This window comes from Ructibacterium gallinarum (genome assembly GCF_014982785.1).
Lineage (GTDB): Bacteria > Bacillota > Clostridia > Monoglobales > Monoglobaceae > Ructibacterium > Ructibacterium gallinarum.
The window spans coordinates 58,710-79,363 of record NZ_JADCKB010000003.1 but is presented as its reverse complement, the minus strand read 5'-3'; the positions used below and the strand labels follow the sequence as shown (position 1 = coordinate 79,363).

13 protein-coding genes are annotated in these 20,654 nt (G+C 40.1%); 10 read left to right on the top strand and 3 right to left on the bottom strand.

Annotation, left to right across the window (positions count from 1 at the left end):
- Positions 1-22 precede the first annotated feature (22 nt).
- The 4 genes from INF28_RS02460 (at position 23) to INF28_RS02445 (ending at position 12,971) form a co-directional block, all read left to right on the top strand.
- Positions 23-1,609 (top strand): extracellular solute-binding protein, encoded by a 1,587-nt coding sequence (locus INF28_RS02460; RefSeq protein WP_226391889.1) that lies wholly within the window; start codon positions 23-25, stop codon positions 1,607-1,609.
- 176 nt (positions 1,610-1,785) lie between these two features.
- Positions 1,786-4,506, top strand: coding sequence for an S-layer homology domain-containing protein (locus INF28_RS02455; protein WP_226391888.1), 2,721 nt, complete (start codon positions 1,786-1,788; stop codon positions 4,504-4,506).
- 63 nt (positions 4,507-4,569) lie between these two features.
- Positions 4,570-6,792: an immunoglobulin-like domain-containing protein gene (locus INF28_RS02450; RefSeq protein WP_226391887.1), complete on the top strand. Its 2,223-nt coding sequence runs from the start codon at positions 4,570-4,572 to the stop codon at positions 6,790-6,792.
- Between the two features lie 26 nt (positions 6,793-6,818).
- Positions 6,819-12,971, top strand: coding sequence for an immunoglobulin-like domain-containing protein (locus INF28_RS02445; protein ID WP_226391886.1), 6,153 nt, complete (start codon positions 6,819-6,821; stop codon positions 12,969-12,971).
- A 126-nt stretch (positions 12,972-13,097) separates the two neighbouring features.
- Here the strand turns inward: INF28_RS02445 and tsf are convergent, their stop codons facing one another.
- Both tsf and rpsB read right to left on the bottom strand, forming a co-directional pair.
- The gene (gene tsf, locus INF28_RS02440) at positions 13,098-14,012 is read right to left on the bottom strand and encodes a translation elongation factor Ts (protein ID WP_226391885.1); all 915 of its coding nucleotides are present in this window, start codon (positions 14,010-14,012) and stop codon (positions 13,098-13,100) included.
- 51 nt (positions 14,013-14,063) lie between these two features.
- The gene (gene rpsB, locus INF28_RS02435) at positions 14,064-14,813 is read right to left on the bottom strand and encodes a 30S ribosomal protein S2 (RefSeq protein ID WP_226391884.1); all 750 of its coding nucleotides are present in this window, start codon (positions 14,811-14,813) and stop codon (positions 14,064-14,066) included.
- A 320-nt stretch (positions 14,814-15,133) separates the two neighbouring features.
- Between rpsB and lysA the strand changes: the two genes are divergently transcribed.
- From lysA to ytfJ, 6 genes are all read left to right on the top strand, one after another.
- Entirely contained in the window at positions 15,134-16,435 is a 1,302-nt protein-coding gene (gene lysA, locus INF28_RS02430) for a diaminopimelate decarboxylase (RefSeq protein ID WP_226391883.1), read from the top strand.
- A 15-nt stretch (positions 16,436-16,450) separates the two neighbouring features.
- Positions 16,451-17,137 (top strand): site-2 protease family protein, encoded by a 687-nt coding sequence (locus INF28_RS02425; RefSeq protein WP_226391882.1) that lies wholly within the window; start codon positions 16,451-16,453, stop codon positions 17,135-17,137.
- 78 nt (positions 17,138-17,215) lie between these two features.
- A complete protein-coding gene (locus INF28_RS02420) occupies positions 17,216-17,986 on the top strand; it encodes a segregation and condensation protein A (RefSeq protein WP_226391881.1) in 771 nt (256 codons plus the stop codon).
- A gap of 10 nt (positions 17,987-17,996) precedes the next feature.
- The gene (gene scpB, locus INF28_RS02415; protein WP_226391880.1) at positions 17,997-18,656 is read left to right on the top strand and encodes an SMC-Scp complex subunit ScpB; all 660 of its coding nucleotides are present in this window, start codon (positions 17,997-17,999) and stop codon (positions 18,654-18,656) included.
- 15 nt (positions 18,657-18,671) lie between these two features.
- Complete coding sequence (locus INF28_RS02410; protein WP_226391879.1) at positions 18,672-19,406, top strand: DUF2953 domain-containing protein; 735 nt, start codon at positions 18,672-18,674, stop codon at positions 19,404-19,406.
- Entirely contained in the window at positions 19,399-19,860 is a 462-nt protein-coding gene (gene ytfJ / locus INF28_RS02405; protein WP_226391878.1) for a GerW family sporulation protein, read from the top strand. The genes INF28_RS02410 and ytfJ overlap by 8 nt, the downstream gene beginning before the upstream one ends.
- Positions 19,861-19,960: 100 nt before the next feature.
- Here the strand turns inward: ytfJ and INF28_RS02400 are convergent, their stop codons facing one another.
- Positions 19,961-20,557, bottom strand: a complete 597-nt coding sequence (locus tag INF28_RS02400) for a TetR/AcrR family transcriptional regulator C-terminal domain-containing protein (protein WP_226391877.1) — start codon at positions 20,555-20,557, stop codon at positions 19,961-19,963.
- Between the last annotated feature and the right edge of the window lie 97 nt (positions 20,558-20,654).

Below are 20,654 nucleotides of genomic sequence, written 5' to 3'. Positions count from 1 at the left end.
TACATAAGAGGAGTGAAAATTTATGAAGAGTACTTACAAAAAAATGATGAAGCGCGCCGCTGTGGGAATCCTTGCAGTATGCTGTACAGTAGGATTTGGAGGGTGTAATCAAACAAACGAAACGAAAGATAGTGTGGCGACAGAAGATAAGCCGTACCTTATTTCTAAGGAACCGTTGGAACTGAGTTTGTTTTATCTTAATTATGGCTATACCTTTGATGAGGATAATGAAGTATTTCAAAAAGCAAAAGAAATGACAAATATTTCTTTAAAAAGCGTTGTTTCACAAAGTTCTTCAGATGCGGCACAAGCGCTTAATCTGATGATTTCTTCAAAAAATATTGCTGATATTGTTCAGTATGTAGAATCGGAGCCATTTATTGAATATGGAAATGCAGGCGCTTTTGAGGACTTGAACCCGCTGATTGATCAATATGCTCCAAATATTAAAAAGTTTTTTGAAGAACATCCAGATATCAAAAAAAGCGCTATGTCTTCTGACGGTAAATTATATTTTATTCCTATGATTGCAGACGGTAAGGCAGCCGGGGGGTGGTTTATCAGACAGGATTGGTTGGATAAACTGGGACTGCAAACCCCAAAAAATGCGGAAGAATTTTATGCAGTGATGAAGGCATTTAAAGAGCAGGACCCAAATGGAAATGGTCAGGCTGATGAAATTCCATATTTTAGCCGTACGTCTGAGGGAAATGATGGAATATGGAGTATGCTGATATTGTTTAATGCGTACAAAGATTTCTATCTGGATAATGGCGAAATTAAATATGGACCTATTCAGCCTGAATATAAAGAAGCATATAAGCAAATTGCACGGTGGTATCAGGAAGGATTGATTGATCCCGAAATATTTACCAGAGGTAATAATGCCCGTGATGTATTGCTGGAAAATAATTTGGGTGGTATTACGCATGATTGGTTTGCATCTACGGCAGAATATAATAATCGTTTACCTGAGACAATAGAAGGTTTTGCTTTTGTGCCGATGACCCCTCCTGCCGGTCCAGACGGTGTGATACGTGAAACAGAAACACGCCAGCCGTTATCCGGTGGTGGTTGGGGAATGTCTACTACCAACAAGCATAAAGAAGAAACTATGAAATTTTTTGATTTTTGGTTTACAGAAGAGGGAAGGAGAATGGCTAATTTTGGAATAGAAGGCAAGAGCTATAATATGGTAGATGGGAAACCTGTCTTTACTGATTTTGTGCTCCATAATCCAGAACTATCGCCATATTCTGCTTTATCGGAGTTGGGGGCGCAGATGTATTTTGGATATTGGGCAGATTTTTGGTATGAAGAACAGTGGACCAATGAAATTGCTTTAAAAGGTATTGATGAATATGTTAATAATAATTATTATACAGAGCAGATCCCACAATTCATGATTCCTGATGATATTGCAGATACAATGCAGGAGCTTTCGACTCAAATTGAAACCTATAATCGAGAGACAACACAGAAATGGATGTTGAGCGGGCTAGATGTTGAAGCAAGCTGGGATGATTATATTGCAAATATGGAAAAACTAGGTGTTGAGGAATATGTCAAACTGATGAATCAGGCGTATAAGGATTACCTAAATCGATAAGAAGGGAAAGTAAGCCGGAGCAGCCCGGATACCATGTATTTGACTGCTCTGGCATGACTTTTTTCGTAAACAGTGTTAAGTCGTTTTTTCGTTAAGATATAGAATCTTTGGCGGCTATAAAATGTTAATTGTGGCAGGATGAACCGTGTAAAAAGTGGGTTTAGGAGGTTAAAGTTATGGTAAAAAAATGGCTCATTGTTGTACTGACAGTCTGTATGATGCTGTCTTCTATGGTGTATGTTTATGCTGCTGAATCAGAAATGGACAGTTTGGCACGGCAGCGGGTATGCGATTTGGGAATCATGGAGGGTGATGAAGATGGCAATATGCATTTTGACGACTTTATTACCAGAGCAGAGTTTGTCACAATTGCACTTCGGCTCAAGTTGTATGGCAACGTAGAACTGTACCAGGAGGAAACAAGATTTCTTGATGTACCGTCATCGCATTGGGCAAGCGGCCTTATTTCTATGGCGGAAGGCATGGGGATTATAACAGGTGATGTGGAAGGAACTTTTCGCCCAGATGCTTTTGTTACATACGATGAAGCGGTAAAAATTTTAGTCTGTGTCGCAGGTTACGATGTTGCGGCAAATGAGCTTGGCGGATACCCAAATGGTTATTATGCAGAGGCAAACAGGTTGGGAATTGTCAAAGACGTAGAAAGAATAGAGGGTAATGTTACCAGAGGCCTGGTTTGCAATATGATTTATAATACCCTTGATATTATTCCGCTTGAAAAAAGTGTGGGGCGGGATGAATATATCAAGAATACAGAAAATAAGACTTTGTATGAATTATACAGTGAAGCACAGGAACTGCAGGAAATAAAGGGCGTTTTGCTTGAAACGGAATGGGTTTCGGCTATAGCCGATGAAATTTCTGTGGCAGAAAATCAGGTATTTATTGGAGATACAGTATATTACTGTAACAAAGATTATTCAGATTTGCTGGGATATGTTGTACAGGGTTGGATAAGATACAATGACGAAACAGGACGCAATGAAATTGCGGAGATCCATATTGCTGAAAATAACAATATCTGGTGGGAAGCAGAAGCGGATATGGTGACGCTGAAAGCAGATTATATTGGTGTCTATCAAGATCCTGCCTATAACACCTTAAAAAAATATTATTTTGATGATGGATTTACTTATGTTTATAACGGTCGGTTAGCAGAAAAACCCAAGCAGATATACAATGGGTGCTATCGGGGGATAGATAATAATAAGAACGGGAAAATAGATGTTTTAATTGTGGAAGAGACCGAAAGTTTTATTGTCAGTCGAGTGAGTGAAGATGCCGAAATGCTGTATTTGGAAGGGAAGCAGACATATAAAGGGAAAAATGGTATAAGGGTAAACCGGGATGATCCGGAATACATTTGCAATATTGTTGACCTGGAAGGAAATCCCATGGAGTATACCAAGATGAAACCCGGATGTGCAATTACCGTTATGGCGAGCGAAAACGACCAATATACCAAAATTATTGTATCGGAAAAAACTGTAACTGGAGAGATTGAAAGTGTATACGAAGAAGAGGTTGCTATAGATGGGGTGAAATACTCTTTGTTAAAAATGGCTGATGGAACATTTTCTATTTATCAGTACATAGACAGCGGTTCAGCGCTTTTGGGAACTTCAGGGACTTTTGCCATTGATACAAATGATAAATTGGTTGGACTTTGCAGTTTGACAGAGCAGAGCGGTGAAATTTACGGGTATGTTGTACAGGCGGCGGTGGAGGGAAGCTTTAGTAATACGCTGAAGATAAGACTGTTGCAGGGAATGGAACCGGAAAAAGAAGTAAAGATGGAATCGGGAAATGAAAAGATATATTATAATTTTCAAAATGATCTTTTAAAAGAATATGTATGTACGGATCAAGTAAAAATGAACGGCGCTCATTTTGATCAGCAAAATATACATGAAATTGCTGGTAAAGTAGTAAAATTAAAGCTCAATTCCAATAACCAGGTCAAGGAAATAGAAACTTATGCTGTTCCTTCTGTAATGGATAAGTGTGACTTTAACGGGAAAATCTTGTCATTTGGGGGAGAGGGATTGCAAAGAGGATACGCGACGGACCAAAATACTATGTTTATTTGTCTTCCCAAATTTTGCGATGAGGAGGATGATTATTATGTACGCGTCCAGCTTGCGGATGAATCAACGGCAAATGAGGTTTATGGTGTGAATATGTATCATGATATGTATAGCTCATCTTTGCCAGTTGATGAAATTCAGCGTAGACAGGAAGCAGAACCGGTGGAAGTGCTTTTGATATCGGCATATATGGACGCTTCTCAGTCCACCATTGTACCTGATACAGCAGATATATGCATTGTAGGAGGGATTTCCTCCAGTCTTGGTACGGCAAGGGGAGACGAAGGATGTCTGGTATATACGCTGGAATTATTGAACGAAAAGGAAAAAGTAAGTGTTACTACAAAATCTGCTGGTGATGTATATGAGAAAGTGAAAAACAAACTTCGTCAGGGAGATTTGATACGATATACGACAGATGTATATGGGAGAATCGAGCAGCTTGATATTTTGGCAAGTGTTCAAGGCCTTTCTTCTTACGGAGAAAAGGAAAAGGGCTATTATGGAATCATCCGTGATTTGCAGCAGAATTTTTATGATTTTCAAGTCAATCAAATGATTGATGAAATTACGGTATATTTTGATGAATATCAGCAGCAGCAAATTGCAAGGGTAATGAAAGAAGATGGCCAACCAGTTTATATGTATGATCGGCAGAGAGGAACGATCAGTTCAGCTTCGACCGATGATATTGTCACTATGAATCAGACAAGTCAAGAAGAAGCAACAAAAATTTTTGTTCTTGTGGAAGACAATGACGCACAAGCGGTTGTCTTAATAGAGGATTAGCTTGTGCTTTGCTAAGGTGAGGTATCTGTGATAAAATTCTTTATTTTGAAAGGAGATTTTATAATGGAAAAAACAGTATTTCAAAAGGTCATAGGAATTTTGGTTATTATTTCTATGCTGATGTCTATTGCGGCTTTTGCGGGAGAGGAAGTCCTTGATGAAACTTTAGCAGCTGATGTGGAGGCATTGACGATGGAAAGCTTATTGACAATACCAGCATTACCTGGGGATACAGAAAATATATTGATGGATGATTTAGTGCTTCCTACAACCGGCGCCGGTGGTTCTGTCATTACATGGACCAGCAGCAATGAAACTGTGCTTTCTTCTGAGGGACGTCTGAATCGGCCAGAGATAGATGAAAGTGTAACATTGACAGCCAAATTAGAGTATAATGGAGAGGCAACGGAAAAACAATTTGTTTTTATGGTTCCTTCAACAAGTACTAGAATCAATGGTATGCCTATCATCAAAGATGTTTTACAAAAAGCTGATTTTTCAGGAGAAAATCCATTGATTACCGGAGCGGATCCGGAGCAAGATAAGATATATACTAATACAAAAGGAGGGACAGCAACGGTAGAAGACGGTAAACTGTGTTTGACTAGAACCATAAATGGCGCAGAAGAGAATTCAGCATATTTTGCATATCCGTCTACTTCCGGAGATTTTGTTACGGAGTTTGTTATTACCAGAGATATTGCGCAAGCTGCACGTATCAATATGTGGGGCAGTGCACAGCATATTCAGTTGGAATGGTATGCGGCAGGTGAAATGGCGATCTATGTTTCAGATACAGAAGGAACAGAGGGGACGGTTTATACGATTCCATATATTAGTTATGATTCGCAGACCCGGGCAAAAATAACGCTGGCTGTTAACGCTTCTCGCGGTACAATCAGTATGTGGATCAATAACCGTCTTGTTGTTTATGATAAATATCCGTATAAATTCAAGTCTGGAACAGCAATGACCTCTACGGGTACTACGGTTTATAATATAAAATCTTCACTTTCTTCTATTTATATTGAAGATTATCAAATGTATACAACAAATTTTGCACCAGATGCTGACACAGTAAATGCAGATTATGACGCATTACTTCAAGATGATTTATATGTAATACCGCCTTTTGCTGACGGGAGTATCATTGATAATTTAAAGTTGCCCACGTATGGGGAAAATTATTCACCAATAAAATGGTCTTCAAATAAACCGGATGTAATTGCTGCGGATGGAACGGTAACGCCGTGCAATGAGCCAACCACGGTGCGGCTTACCGCGGTAATAGGTACTGGGGAAAATACACGAAGCAAGGAATTTGATATTACTGTTGCCGAGAGAAATAGTCAGTTGGATATACCGCAATTAATTAGTATGAAGAACTCTAATCAATTTAAAAACAGCATTCCTAAAACAGTATTACTGCTTAATTATAACGCGGGATGGACTGTTGCAGAACATGGAGAATTAAAACTGACGAAAAAAGATACCTCAACCAATGTCCCCAATGCCTATTATCTTTATAGTACAGATAATCAGACATTGTCTCCGGCGCATGGAACATTTGTAACTGAGTTTACTGTAAAAAAAGAAGATGTTACAACAACTTTTTTTAAAGCTGAGATTTGGCATGCCGGAAGTGGCAGTGCGTGTACACTTGAATGGCAATATGGTGGAAGAATTTCTGGATATGATGGCAGCGAATGGACTACTTTTGGCTGGGAAAATGACTTTGGTATGAAAGATAATACGTTGAAATTTTCACTGCTAATTAATGAAGAAAGACAGACCTATAGTCTTTGGGTAAACAACCAGATAGCAGTTCGCAATAAGAGTTTAAGAAACAAGACAAATGGCGGCAATATTAATGGTATTACGTTTTATAATGGTATGGGAAATGGACAGGCTGCACAAAATGCAGTGGGAACTATAACCATTACGGATTACAAATATTATGAGAGCATGCAGGATAATGATTATGATTGGACGGATGATAAACTGATGGTGACTGGAGAAGATGAAAACAAGCAAGTTACCTATACGGCCAAGGGACTTTATTTTGGAACAGAACCGCAATCAACTGCTATGGTGATCTTGGCAGTAAAAGATGATAAAGGATTCTTGGTTTCTGCGGATGTTAAGCAATACGATTTCTCGTCAGAGGCAGAATTACAGCTTAGCTGCGATGTGATCAATGCCTCTGAGGCGATGATTTACATATGGATGCCGGATGGCAGTATTAGACCTTTGGTAAATCCCGTAAAATATAAGATAAGTATCTGATTAAGCCCGAAAGGAATGATTGCAAAATGAAATTAAAACAAAGCATTTCAGCTTTGCTGACGATAGCTATGACTCTTGTGGCTTTAGGAAATGTATTTGCAGGCAATATAGATGAGGCTGGTATGATGTCTGTTACAGAAATTACCGAGCCGATACGAGGACAGACAGAGGGGAATCAGGATAACGGGCCAAAAATGGAAGACAAAAATCAGGCGGAATCTTTTGAAGAAGAAACGCAGAAAAATGTGGATGAAAAGGAAACCCAAAATGCCGATGACCTGCTATTTGAAGATATATTTTTGATGTCATCATCGGAAGAGATTGTGGAAGAGGATTATAATGCCCTGACGTTAGAAAATTTATGTAAAGTGCCGCCTTTGGATAATCAAATGGTTTTAGATGATTTAATACTTCCATCCATGGGAAAAAACGGGTCAGAAATTACATGGTATTCAAACATGCCAGCTGTTTTATCTAACTCTGGTACCGTAAAGCGTGGCATTGAGGATGTACAGGTTACCTTGACCGCTGTTATTTCTAAAGATGATGTGTCGAAAGAAAAAACTTTTTTAATAGTTGTTCCAGCTCGGCGTAATGAAATTAATGGTATGCCGGTATCCGGAAATATGATAAAAACAGATGATTTTTCTGATGGCATCATTGACTCCGGAATATCCATACAGACAGCAGCAGATGTAGGAACCGTGATAGAAGAAGAGGGCGTTTTAAAAATTACAAGAAATAAAAGTTCAAATGATAATGCTGCGTATTTCAGATATCCTAACGATTTGGCAACTGGCGACTTAGTTACTGAGTTCATCATCAACAAGATGAACCAAAATCAGAAAATGATGGTACGTTCATGGGGAAACGGTGATTTATTTAGAGTCGATTGGAATCAGGATGGCCACATATGGGCTTATTTTTCAGATACAGCCGGGGGAAGCGGATATGCGCACGATATGGGAACCTTTGAAACAGATAAAACAGCAAAGTTTACGATTTTTTACCATTTGGATGAAGGCACAGTAGACTTGTGGATCAACAATCGGTTGGTGTGTGATAACTGTTATTTGAATACACCTGGAAATTATTTAACTGGTGTCACAATATATAACGTGTCAGCTGATGAACTCCCTAATACAATTACGGTAGATGATTATAAACATTTTTTGGCTATGGAAGAAATGCCGGATCAGGAACGTGTGGATAAAGATTTGGTGTTGCTGACGTATGAAAGTTTATTTAAGCCGTTTGAAAGCATAGAAGGGTATATATCCTCAAACATTAATTTACCGAATGCAGGTCAAAATGGCAGTGACATCATTTGGGCAACTTCGGATGAAAATCTCGTGAGTCTTGATGGGACAGTACACCGACCGACGGAAGGACATGGAACGGTGACTCTTACTATGACGGTTATTTCAGGTGAGGTAAGGGAAGAAAAACAGTTTAAACTAAAAATTTTAAATGCGAATGCTGAAGCAGACGCTTTGCCTATGATAGAGAAAATGATTTATGAAAATGATTTTTCTGACAATACTTTACCAAATAATTTTACCATTTCGGATTCTGACGGTGGCAAGTCCTCTATCAAAGACGGTAAGCTGGTTTTAGAACAGCCCGCGGGGGGTTACTGTTATACTAATATTTATTTTAGTCCTGACAGCCAGCCTCTTAAGGGAATGATATGTGTAGAATATACGTTGGAGCAGAGCGGTTGGGGACAATGGAATCAAATATTTGTAAAGGGTGGTGCCTGGAGCGATTATCTTCGTGCATTTTATTATGGAGATGGAAATACTTATCTTCGATATTTGAATGAAGATGGAACTCAGGGACAATATTATGGAAATTACCCTGAAAAGTATCATTTGCGTATTTTGTTTGATACGGAAGCGGATCGGTATTCTGCATGGATTAATGATAAACTTGTGGTTCAAGATGTTCGCGCCAATAACAGTACCAGTGCAGGAGAAGGCATTATGTCCATGCAGTTTGCAACAGGAAATGCTACATTTGAATGTATGGTGAAAATGGATAATTTAAAAGTGTATTATGCTATACCGCCGTCTTATTCCGTTGCAGCCGCAGACAATCGCTGGTTGACAGATAGTCAAATTCGCACTGCTCCATATGTTATGGACAATATTATTGACCAAGATCTTAATTTGGTGACCAAAGGACGTTACGGGAGTGATATCAGCTGGAATTCTTCTCATCCTGATATTATATCTACCGATGGGAAGATTCATTTTCCTGAAAATGTAGATACAATGCCAGAGGTGACTTTAACTGCAACAATTTCTGCATATGGATTTGAATATGAAAAATTATTTAAGTTCCGTGTGTTAAGGAAATTCAATTCGGCAGAAGAAACTTTGGCAGGAGAATTAGAGGATTTGTCCTATGAGTTACTTACTGCAGAAAACCCAGACAGTATTACAAGTTATCTTCGGTTGCCTGCACAAGGCCTTTATGGACATGAGATTGTATGGCGCAGCAGTGAACCATTAGTAATAACGAATGCCGGAAGGGTAATACGGCCGCGGTGGGATATGGCTGACAAAGAAGTTGTTCTTACTGCTTCGGTTTCGGAAGGAGGTATTACAAAATCTAAGGATTTTTGTTTTATGGTCAAGGCAGATACCGAATACACAGATCCACAGTATATGACCGATGAAGAATTTTTTGGACAGTTTGACGGAAGCAACTGGACAACGGAAGGTAAACTGGATTATAGTCGGACAGAGCTTGGCGCCATTGAAAGTGCGGTAAAAGAAGGAAATTATTTCCTTGCTAAAGAAGAACTATTAAAGCATATGCGGGAACGCACCGAAGAAATGTCAATCCAGCCTGCGACTGCACGTGAAGCAGGATGGGCAGATATGAGAATATCTGATATATACAGTTTGCAGGGAACAAATTATTATCAAGGAAGCAGCAAAGTAAGTTCTTCTGAATATGAAACTGTGGCAATATCGGTTAAAGCTGAATCTGTTACAAAAGGCGGAGCCAATACTTATGGAATTATTTCTCGATATAATGAATCATCAAGTGTAAAGATAATATCAAAGGAATACCCAGATTCTTCCATGAGACCTAGACTAGAAGTGACGGTGAATGGTCAAGTGCGAGTTTATGAGGCGGAAGCAGACGCTGTAATTCGAGCTGGAGAGTATGCGGATACTTGTTTTGGAACAGAAAGTGAAATGACGGTCAAAATGTCCGGTGAATTTCTCGGAAATGAAACAAGCAGGGTGCTTCTGCGATTTAATTTCTCTGATATTTTGGAAACAGATAGTGTTACAAATGCTGTTTTAGTAGTCAATGCCAAGACAGAAGAACAATATGATTGCAACAAAGAAATTATTGTGATCTATGATCCCAATAATGCCTGGTCGGAACAGAATGTGTGCTGGAATTCCTTAATTGGATATGTATATAATTATAATGGTTTGCCTGGCAGAAACGACTGGGAATCTCCCAAAGGGGCAGATGCTGAATATTTGTTTCAATCGTCCAGATTTTTTGGATGGGATATTTTGTCTACGGAATATCAATATACTCGGGATGAGAAATATGCATATTACATGATTTCTGATATGATGGATTTCATATGGGATAAAGGAGAACTGATGTATACTACCGGCTCAAATTGGGGTGGCCAGAATATCAGAGGCGGTTACCCAAGAACGCTGGATACCTCTATACGTCTGCAAAATCAAATTCCTGCCTTACTTACTTTAATGAAAAGCCGGTATATGACGCCTGAAATTTGTACTGCAATTATGAAAAATATGTGGGACATGACTGATTCGCTTACCAAATCCAAAACCACTACTGGAAATTGGATTCAGCATGAAAATAAAGGAATTCTACATGGTGGATTGTCTTTTCCAGAATTTACAAAATGGAATGAATGGTTTGATCAAGCGTTAGAAAGATTGGAAGCCTTAATTTATGAAAATCATTTTGATGATGGTTCCTATATTGAGGGAACCGGTGGATACAGCCAAAGTGCGTATGGAGACTTTATAGAATTAAAAGAAATTTTATTAAACAATGGCCGTGATGTTTCAGAACAGTACAACGATATGCTGCATAAGGCAGGATATTATAATATGCTGCTAAACGGCCCAAATGGTCTGTCGCTGCAATACGGAGATCAGCAGGGAGGCAATTCTTATGGTGACAGAAGACCAGAACTTGCGAATTGGTTCCAAGATGATGAATTGAGCTTTATTTCATCTTTTTATCGCAGAGGCAAAGAACCGGAATGGACTTCAAAATTGTTTCCTGACAGCAAATTAAGTATCATGCGTTCCGACTGGACAAAAAATGCATTGTTTTGCTTTACACAAGTCAGAGGAGGTGGACAGCATTCCCACGCAGATGACAATGCAATGACAGTGATGGCTTATCAGCGTAATTTGTTGGTTGACCCAGGAATTATGACTTATACCGAGTCGGATCCGAATCGTATTTGGGGTAAATCCACCCGTGCGCATAATACGGTAGAAATCAATAATACAAGTCAAAATATTGGTGCAGCCGGAAAAAGCTCTGCTGACACAGGGAGCATCTATGATTGGGTGAGTAATGATACATACGACTTTTTGAGTCAGAGCTCAAAAGCTTATTCTGGTTTTGAACATAGAAGAACCATTACTTTTGTAAAATCCGGATTTTGGATTGTATCTGATTTGATTGATCCTGATAACGAAACCAAAGAAAACAGTTATAAGCAGTCCTGGCATATGCTGCCAAATGCCGGCCTGACAGGGAATAACATTCATAAAACAATCTCCTCTAATTTTTCAGCTGGCGCAAATATTATTGTTGCCTCCGCAGATGATGACGTACAGGTAGCAGAAGAAATGGGCCTGCATGATTATAGTTATGGGCAGGTAGTGCAATCAAAATATGGTTATTTTTCCAAAGAAGGAATAGCTGGAAAAGCGACCTTTGATACGGTCTTGCTTCCATATCGCAATCCTGGTACGGCTTCCATAAATGTCAGTCGCTTGGATATCGGCGCAAGTGCTTCTGAAGCAACTGCACTGCGTTTTGATACTGTCATTGAAGGAAAGGAAGAAACGGTGCAATATATGCTGGATTATGAACCAATGGAGAAAAGGGAACGAAACTTTGGAGATTATCAAACAACTGCAAAGTTAGCACTTGTGCGCAGTTCAGGTGAAAGTATTAAAGAGGTTATTTTAAACCAGTCTTCTGGCATCAATACTTCTGACGGAAAGGTAATTGTCGACCTGGGAAGTGTATACAGTGATTTCTCATTTGAAATTACCGGAGATACCTTAAATATTACGACAGCGGAAGAAAATATAGACGCGTCAAAGATGAAACTGTGTGTTACAGATAGCATAAAAAATGTCACTTTAAATGGAGATGGCATCGCTTTTGTACAAAAAGATGGCAATGTCACGCTGATTGATCAGTCTGTTGATTCTAAGCCAGAGCTGGATCCTTCACAAGGAGGAGGTATCGTTGACCGTAATCCAACAGGAGGAAGTGGTGGCAGTGTCAGCGGTGGAAACGGTAGTAGTATCAGCGGGGGCAACAGCGATCAAAGTGACCAGTCAGGCCAAGATGCAAGCGATCAAGAGGGAAAAGACACGGAAGATGAAGTGAAGTTTGCTGATATTGAAGGGCATTGGGCCGAACAGGATATTTTGACTATGGCAAAAAAAGGTATTGTGCAGGGGAGTGATGGATTTTATCGTCCAGAAGATAGTGTGACCAGAGCGGAAATGGTAACGGTGATGATTCGGAGCGCCAATCTTTCTGCAATGGAATATGCAAAATGCTTCTCTGACATTAAGGCAGAAGATTGGTATGCGGGTTATATACAGGCGGCATTTTCTGCCGGCTTTATTTCACCCGATGTCGTCTTTCGACCTAATGACCCAATTACCAGAGAGGAAATGAGCAAGTTGCTTTATATGCTCAGCAAACGTATGAACTGTTCAGAGAATACAGAGTATCAAGAACTAGTATATATGGATGTGGCAGATATTTCTGATTGGGCAGTGGATTATGTAAAATATGTTTCTGCACAGGGGATTATGCAGGGAGATGAAAACCATATGTTTTATCCGCAGGGAAATGCAACTCGGGCAGAAATGGCGGCAGTGTTAAATCGTATTTTGCAATAAATTAAGATATTAGGTCGCCGATTTTCTTGTGGTGTGAACTTAATAGTTTGGAATCCATAGAAGCTTATCTAAATCGAAAAAGTGCAGGCCCAAAGCCTGCACTTTTTTTCAAAAAGCGAGAAAGAATTATTTTCCTATCATTTTTGCAACTTCGTCTGCAAAATTTTCTTCTTTTTTCTCCAAACCTTCGCCTTTTTCCAGACGAGCAAATTTTACAATTTTAATATCAGTTCCCAAATTTTTGGCAACGCCATCAACATATTTTGCAACTGTCATATCCTGATCTTTCACAAAAGGTTGATCGACAAGACAAACGTCTTTGAAAAATTTCTTGATTCTTCCCACGACCATTTTTTCTACAATTGCTTCCGGCTTTCCTTCGTTGAGCGCTTGCGCTTTAAGAATTTCTTTTTCGTGTTCTACAACATCAGCAGGAACTTCTTCCTCACGTACATACTGCGGAGAAACAGCAGCAATTTGCATTGCAACATCTTTGGCCATTGTTTTAAAGGCATCATCATTTGCTTTGGAGGCATCTGCTAATTCAAAATTAACCAGAACACCAATTCTGCCGCCGGCATGAATATATGCCTGGTTGATACCTTCAAAACGCTCAAAACGGCGAATGTTCATGTTTTCACCAATGGTAGCAATTTTTTCAGTCAGCGCATCTCCTACCGTTTGAGTGTCATTAATTTTACGGGTTTTTAAATCTTCTACATCGGCAGGGTTGGTATCTGCAATCACCTGTGCAACCGCGTGTACAAAATTCTGAAAATCTGCGTTTTTAGCTACAAAATCGGTTTCAGAATTTACTTCTACCGCAACACCGACACCGTTGTCAAAAACATAAGCTTCTACCATACCCTCTGAAGCAATTCTGCCGGCTTTTTTGGCAGCGGTAGCAAGACCTTTTTCACGCAGGAATTCAATGGCCTTGTCCATATCTCCGTCGGTTTCTGTCAGTGCTTTTTTGCAGTCCATCATACCGCAGTTTGTCATTTCTCTCAGCTTTTTTACATCTTGTGCTGTAAATGCCATGTTCATCTTCCTTTCTAAATGATTGGTAATATATCTTTGCCTGTGAATTTCTTATTCGTCCAGCATGTCCAGGCTGACTTCAGCTTCTTCTTCAACAGGTGTTTCTGGAGTGTTCTGTTCGCCTTGTCTGCCTTCCAATACGGCATTTCCAATGGTAGAAACGATCAGTTTTACCGCACGGATGGCGTCATCATTGCCGGGAATAGGATAATCTGCTTCCTCGGGGTCGCAGTTGGTATCTACAATAGCAATTACAGGAATACCCAATTTATGCGCTTCTGCAATTGCATTTTTCTCTTTTCTGGGGTCAACTACAAACAAAGCAGAGGGAAGTTCTTTCATCTCTTTAATACCGCCTAAGAATTTTTCCAGACGCTCATGCTCAAGGTTTAGTTTAATAACCTCTTTTTTAGGTAGCAGATCCATGGTGCCGTCCTCAGCCATTTTTTCTAGCTGATATAAGCGTTCAATCCGTTTTTTGATGGTTTTGAAGTTAGTCAACATTCCGCCAAGCCATCTTGCATTTACAAAATACATACCAGTTCTTTCGGCTTCTTCGCGGATAGCGTCTTGTGCCTGTTTTTTTGTACCTACAAATAGAACGCTTCCACCTTCTGCTGCAATATCACGCACAAAATAATAAGCCTCTTCGATTTTTTTTACAGTTTTTTGCAGATCAATAATATAAATGCCGTTTCTTTCTGTAAAAATATACTCTGCCATTTTAGGATTCCAGCGGCGGGTTTGGTGTCCGAAATGCACACCAGCTTCCAGCAGCTGTTTCATTTGAATAACTCCCATGATTTAACACCTCCATAGTTTTTTCCTCCGCCGGGATCGTTTTGCCCTGAAACCGTCATGGGTGTGCGGCACTTTTCGGGCAATCAGCCGGCGTGTGTAATTAATTTTTGGGACTTTGCCCAAACGCCATAATAGTATATCACAATTGAAGTTTTGTTGCAAGCTTTTTTTAAAAAAAATATATAAAAAAACCAATAAAAATTTTGCGCTGAACTTTTTGTTTCTGTGCATACTACCTATGCTGTGTGGTTTGACAAAGTGGTTGTCTTGTGTTACAATAAAATGTAATATTGTAACATTGTTTGAAGGAGGACATAAGGATGCAGTTTGTGATGGATTGCCTTCAGGTTGGCCGTGAAGGCATCTTGGAAATAGGCGGATGTAGTTTGACAGAAATTGCGCGTGAATTTAAAACACCGGCCTATGTAATGGATGAAAACGAAATCCGCAAAAACTGCCAGGTATATCTTCGTGCTATGGAAGAATATTATGGCGGAAACGGGATGGTTTTATATGCCAGCAAAGCACTTTCCTGCAAGGAAATCTATCGGATTATGCAGGAAGAAGGTATGGGGATTGATGTGGTCTCTGGCGGAGAGCTGTATACGGCGCTTGAGGCTGGATTTCCTGCGAAAAAAATCTATTTCCACGGTAACAATAAAACAAAAGAGGAAATTGTTATGGCGCTGGAAAACGGTGTAGGCAGAATTGTTGTAGATAATATGACGGAACTGGAAATGCTGGAACAGCTGGCGGCAGAAAGAAATCTGGAGACTTCTGTTTTGTTCCGTATTAAACCGGGAATTGATGCCCATACGCATAGTTTTATCCAAACCGGGCAAATTGATTCTAAATTTGGTGTTGCACTGGAAACAGGCGAGGCGGAAGAGATCGTCCGTATTGCATTGCGTATGCCCCATATTAACGTGGTTGGGGTGCATTGCCATATCGGTTCTCAAATTTTTGACCTTAAGCCGTTCCAATTGGCGGCGAAAACTATGATGGAATTTATTGGTATGTTAAAAGAAAAATATGGCGCCCAAATTCAGGAATTAAACTTGGGCGGCGGGTATGGTATTAAATATGTACAGGAGGATACACCTGTCGATTATGATAAATACATTGAGGCAGTAGCTCGGGTAGTTCGTGAAGAAAGTGAGAGGCTCCATGTGGCGCAACCGTTCATTCTAATGGAACCTGGGCGTTCTATTGTTGCTTCCGCTGGCCTGACTTTATATACAGTAGGTGTTGTTAAGGAAATTCCGTCTGTGCGTACTTATGTTTCTGTGGATGGCGGTATGGGGGATAATCCGCGGCATATTATGTACGGATCAGAATACGAAGCTGTTCTTCCTGAAAATCCGGAGGGAGAGCGGGAGATGACTGTAACCATTGCGGGAAAATGCTGTGAATCCGGTGATGTTTTGATCCGGGATGCAAAGCTTCCAAAGGTGAAACCTGGAGATTTACTGGCTGTACTGGCTACTGGAGCGTACAATTATTCTATGGCCAGCAACTATAACCGGATACCGAGACCCCCTATCATTATGGTTAAAGATGGGAAGGCACGTTTGGCTGTACGCCGCGAAACCTATCAGGATCTGGTTGCCTGTGATGTATAATACGGAGGGAATGCTATGTTTTTATCCTTGCTTCGAGATTCTAGTCTCAGCATCGGCGAAAAATTGCTTTATATACTGGTAATCGCGTTTTGCGTTCTGCTTTCACTTTCCATTCATGAGCTTTGCCATGGTTTAGTGGCATATTGGATGGGTGATAAAACCGCCAAATATTCCGGACGGCTGTCATTGAACCCATTGCACCATCTAGATCCGTTCGGAGCACTTTGCTTGTTTCTATTTGGTTTCGGATGGGCCAAACCAGTACCGGTCAATCCCTGGAATTTTAATAACAAAAAAGGCGGTATGGTGCTTACAGCATTGGGTGGACCCATTTCAAATTTCTTGTTGGCGTTTTTAGCCCAAGTAGGAGTTGCTGTGCTGGGAAATATTCGCTTTGCATCGGAAGCAAGTTTTTCTTTCCAACTTGCAAATGTATGTTACATGATTTGCTATTATCTTGTTATGCTGAATCTTGGACTTGGAATATTTAATTTAATTCCGATTCCACCGCTGGATGGTTCTAAGGTTTTAAATGCTGTCCTGCCGGCGCGGACATATTTTAAAATTATGGAATATGAGCGTTTTGGGTTCATCGCCTTGATTATATTAATTAATCTTCCGTTTTTTAACCATTTGTTGATGATGATTGAGCAAGTGGTTCTAGCGGGCTATAATAACATTATAGGAATCTTTATTCATTAAAGCATAAGGTACTTTTATTATTTTCCCTGCAGATGAAGGCAAAAGGATGCCGAAGCAGGAGGCGAAACGGAGAAGCATATGGATCAGCTGCAATTTAAACTGGAGCATTTTGAAGGACCACTGGACTTGCTGCTCACTTTGATTCGTAAAAACAAGGTGAGCATTTATGACATCCCGATCTCGGTAATTTTGGATCAGTATCTGGCGGTAATGCAGGAAATGCAAGAAATGGATCTTGAAGTATCCAGCGAGTTTTTGGTTTTGGCAGCAACATTACTTCAGATTAAATCAAAAATGCTTCTTCCGAAACCAGAAGCGGAAAACGAAGAAGAGGGAGATCCCCGTGAAGAATTGGTGCGTCGGCTGGTGGAATATCACAAAGTAAAAGAGGCTGCAGCGTTTTTTTGCCCTCGACAATGGATTGGTGCGTCAATGTTTTTTAAAGCCCCAGATGCATTGGAACGTCCACCTGCCGATTGGAATTATACCAGTATGACGGGAGAAAATCTTGTGGCGGCGTATAAGCGGGCTTACCAAAAGATGGAGAGAAAACAGCCGCCGCCGCGACATTCTTTTGCAGGTATTGTGGGACATGAAAAGGTTTCGGTGCGTGTGAAGGTACGCGGAATCTGGAAACGATTGCTTTCAAGAGGCAAAATGATGTTTCGAGATCTGTTTCGCGGAATCCATTCCCGACCGGAGGCAGTGGCATCGTTTTTAGCGGTGCTTGAACTTATTAAAATGAAAAAAATTCGTGTGGAATATGGCGATGAGAAAAACTTTGCTAATCCGAAGATTGTTCCTAATGATACTGGTGAAGAAATGGATTTTACCAATATAGCAGATTGAGGAAAAAACAATGGAAATTAGAGAGATACAAGCCGTACTGGAAAGTGTTCTTTTTGCGGCCGGTGATGCTGTGCAAATTGAAAAGCTTGCGGACATTGTGGATGTGGACAAGCGGTCGCTTCGTGAAATTTTGAAAAAGATGATGGATGAATACAATTATGAGCGCCGCGGAATTCATATTATTCAGCTGGAAGATGCGTATCAAATGTGCACACGTGGGGAATACCATGATTATGTGGCGATGCTGGCAGAGCCCCGGCGGAAACAAAGCCTATCCAATGCGGCAATGGAAGTGCTTGCAGTTGTTGCTTATAAACAGCCTGTGACTAAAAGTACGATAGAACATATTCGTGGTGTGAACTGCGATTATATTGTCAACCGCTTGGTGGAACGGAATTTGGTGGAAGAAGTAGGCCGTTTGGATGCACCTGGACGCCCCATCCTTTTTGGTACCACTCAGGAATTTTTGCGGTGTTTTGGAATCGCATCTTTGTCTGACTTGCCGGATTTTGAATCGTTTGGCGGCTCGGAAGAAGAGGGAGAACAACTGGAAATGGAACTTGCCCCCCGTCAGATGGAATTTGCTGCAGTAGGCGAAACAGAGGAAACACAGGGGAAAATAGAACAGAAAGAAAAAGTAGAAAAAGAGGAAATACAGGCTCCGGAATAAAGGGGAGATATGCAGATGATTGTATGGATTTTGCTGGGATTGTTGGCAGCCATATTACTTGTGGTTGGTATTACAACTTGGCTTTTGTGGGAAATTCGTCTGCATTACACTCAAAACACATTGACAATATATGTGCGCGTTTTGCGTTTTAAAAAGAAAGTGTTTTGCTACAAGTTTGCCACAAAGGAAAAAAATCAAATGCCTGAAGCGGTATCCGGAGTCAAGCAAACAAAACGCACGACGGAAAAGCAAGGCGCTTCCCAAGAAAAAAAACCAAAATGGGTGCAAAAATTACAAGAAGATAAAAAAAGAATTTACAATCCAGAAAAAGGTGGGTATCAGCCAGGAGGGCTTGAAGAAGTTTTTACAGAATATCAGGAGCTTTGGAGTCAGTTCCGAGATGTCCTGGGAGGCATTTTCAAAGATCTTCGGTATAAGATAGAAATTCCAAAGACGGTAATACGGCTTGTGTTCGGTACGGGCAACCCTGCGCATACCGGCATGGCTTTCGGTACTGCATGGGGAATGATAGGAATGCTTTATCCAATGCTTTGCAGGTATTTTCATATCGCTTATCCCGATATGCAGATTACACCGGATTTTAATCAAAAATGTTTTGCATTAGAAGCGAAGAGTATAATTAAAGTAAGGCCGGCACATATTATAAACGCTGTGATAAAACAAGCGTTAAGACTGGCAGTTACTTATTGCTATAAACATTTTAGTAAGGAGAGTGTAAAATATGGCTGAAAACAAACATCCGATTGAGGGCATCATGTATACAGCGTTGCAGGGATTAAAAGAAATGATCGATGTTAATACCATTGTGGGCGATGCGATTACTACACCGGATGGAACGGTGATCATTCCAATTTCGAAAGTTGCGCTTGGATTTGGCGTAGGAGGTTCTGAATTTGAAAAATATCGTGCTGGAAAAGTTTCTGGTGAAGAACCGAAAAATATGTTTGGCGGTGCTACTGGCGGAGGAATTTCGTTGACTCCGGAAGCCTTTTTGGTAGTTGGTAATGGCAAGATCCGTATGATTTCTGTTACGCCGCAGAATAGCATTTATGATCGGCTGATGGACTTGGCACCGGAGGCCATTGATCGCGTAACAGAACTTTTTCATAAGGAGAAAAAGGTAGAGGTTACGCCTGAAGATTTGGATGAAGAAGACTTTTCTGCGCAAAATCCGGATGCTTGAAATGTGAATGTTGAAGATAGGAAAGAATTTTTTTAGCAAAAACCGTGATGTTTCCTTAAGGAAGCATCACGGTTTTTGGTGTTTTTAAAATTAAATTACCTCAGATATTTTGAGGCTTTTTTTCAATGGCAATCGGCTGATATATCATCAGTTCAAGAAATTTTAGTAAATTGTCCATGGTATAAGAGGCTTCTCCTTTTAGCCATTTCACAAGGACGCTCATACATGCGCCAGCATAAAAAGTGGATAAAAATTCTGTTGGTACTGGGAATTCCAGGGTATCCTGGCATTTTTCCAGCTTTTCTAAAATAAGCCGTTCCAGCTCATTTTGAAAATTCTGCATTACAGATTCTTCTTGATTTTTTTTGATAATTGTTTGATATACCGATTTGTTGTTTTGTATTTCCGCTGCTATAGAGCTTGCTACACTCAGATAATACTGGCGGTATCCGTTGATACTGTTTTCTGTTAAATCGGTCTCGTCAAATACGGTTTTAAATTCACCGAGGCAGTATTGGAGCAGAGCATATTTATCTGTAAAATGTGTATAAAAAGTAGACCGATGTATCATTGCGGTGTCACAGATATCCCGGACAGTAATTTTATCAAAGGGTTTTTGATTCATCAATGTCAGCAATGCGTCAGAAAGCAGTTTATGGGTGCGCCGGATTCTGAGATCTTCTTTTTTCTCCAACATAACTTTGCCTCCTCTGTTTCTTTCTCTTACCATACTCTATTTTTTTCATTTCGTCAAGTGTATTTTTAACTATACATAAGGACAGTTTTTATATATT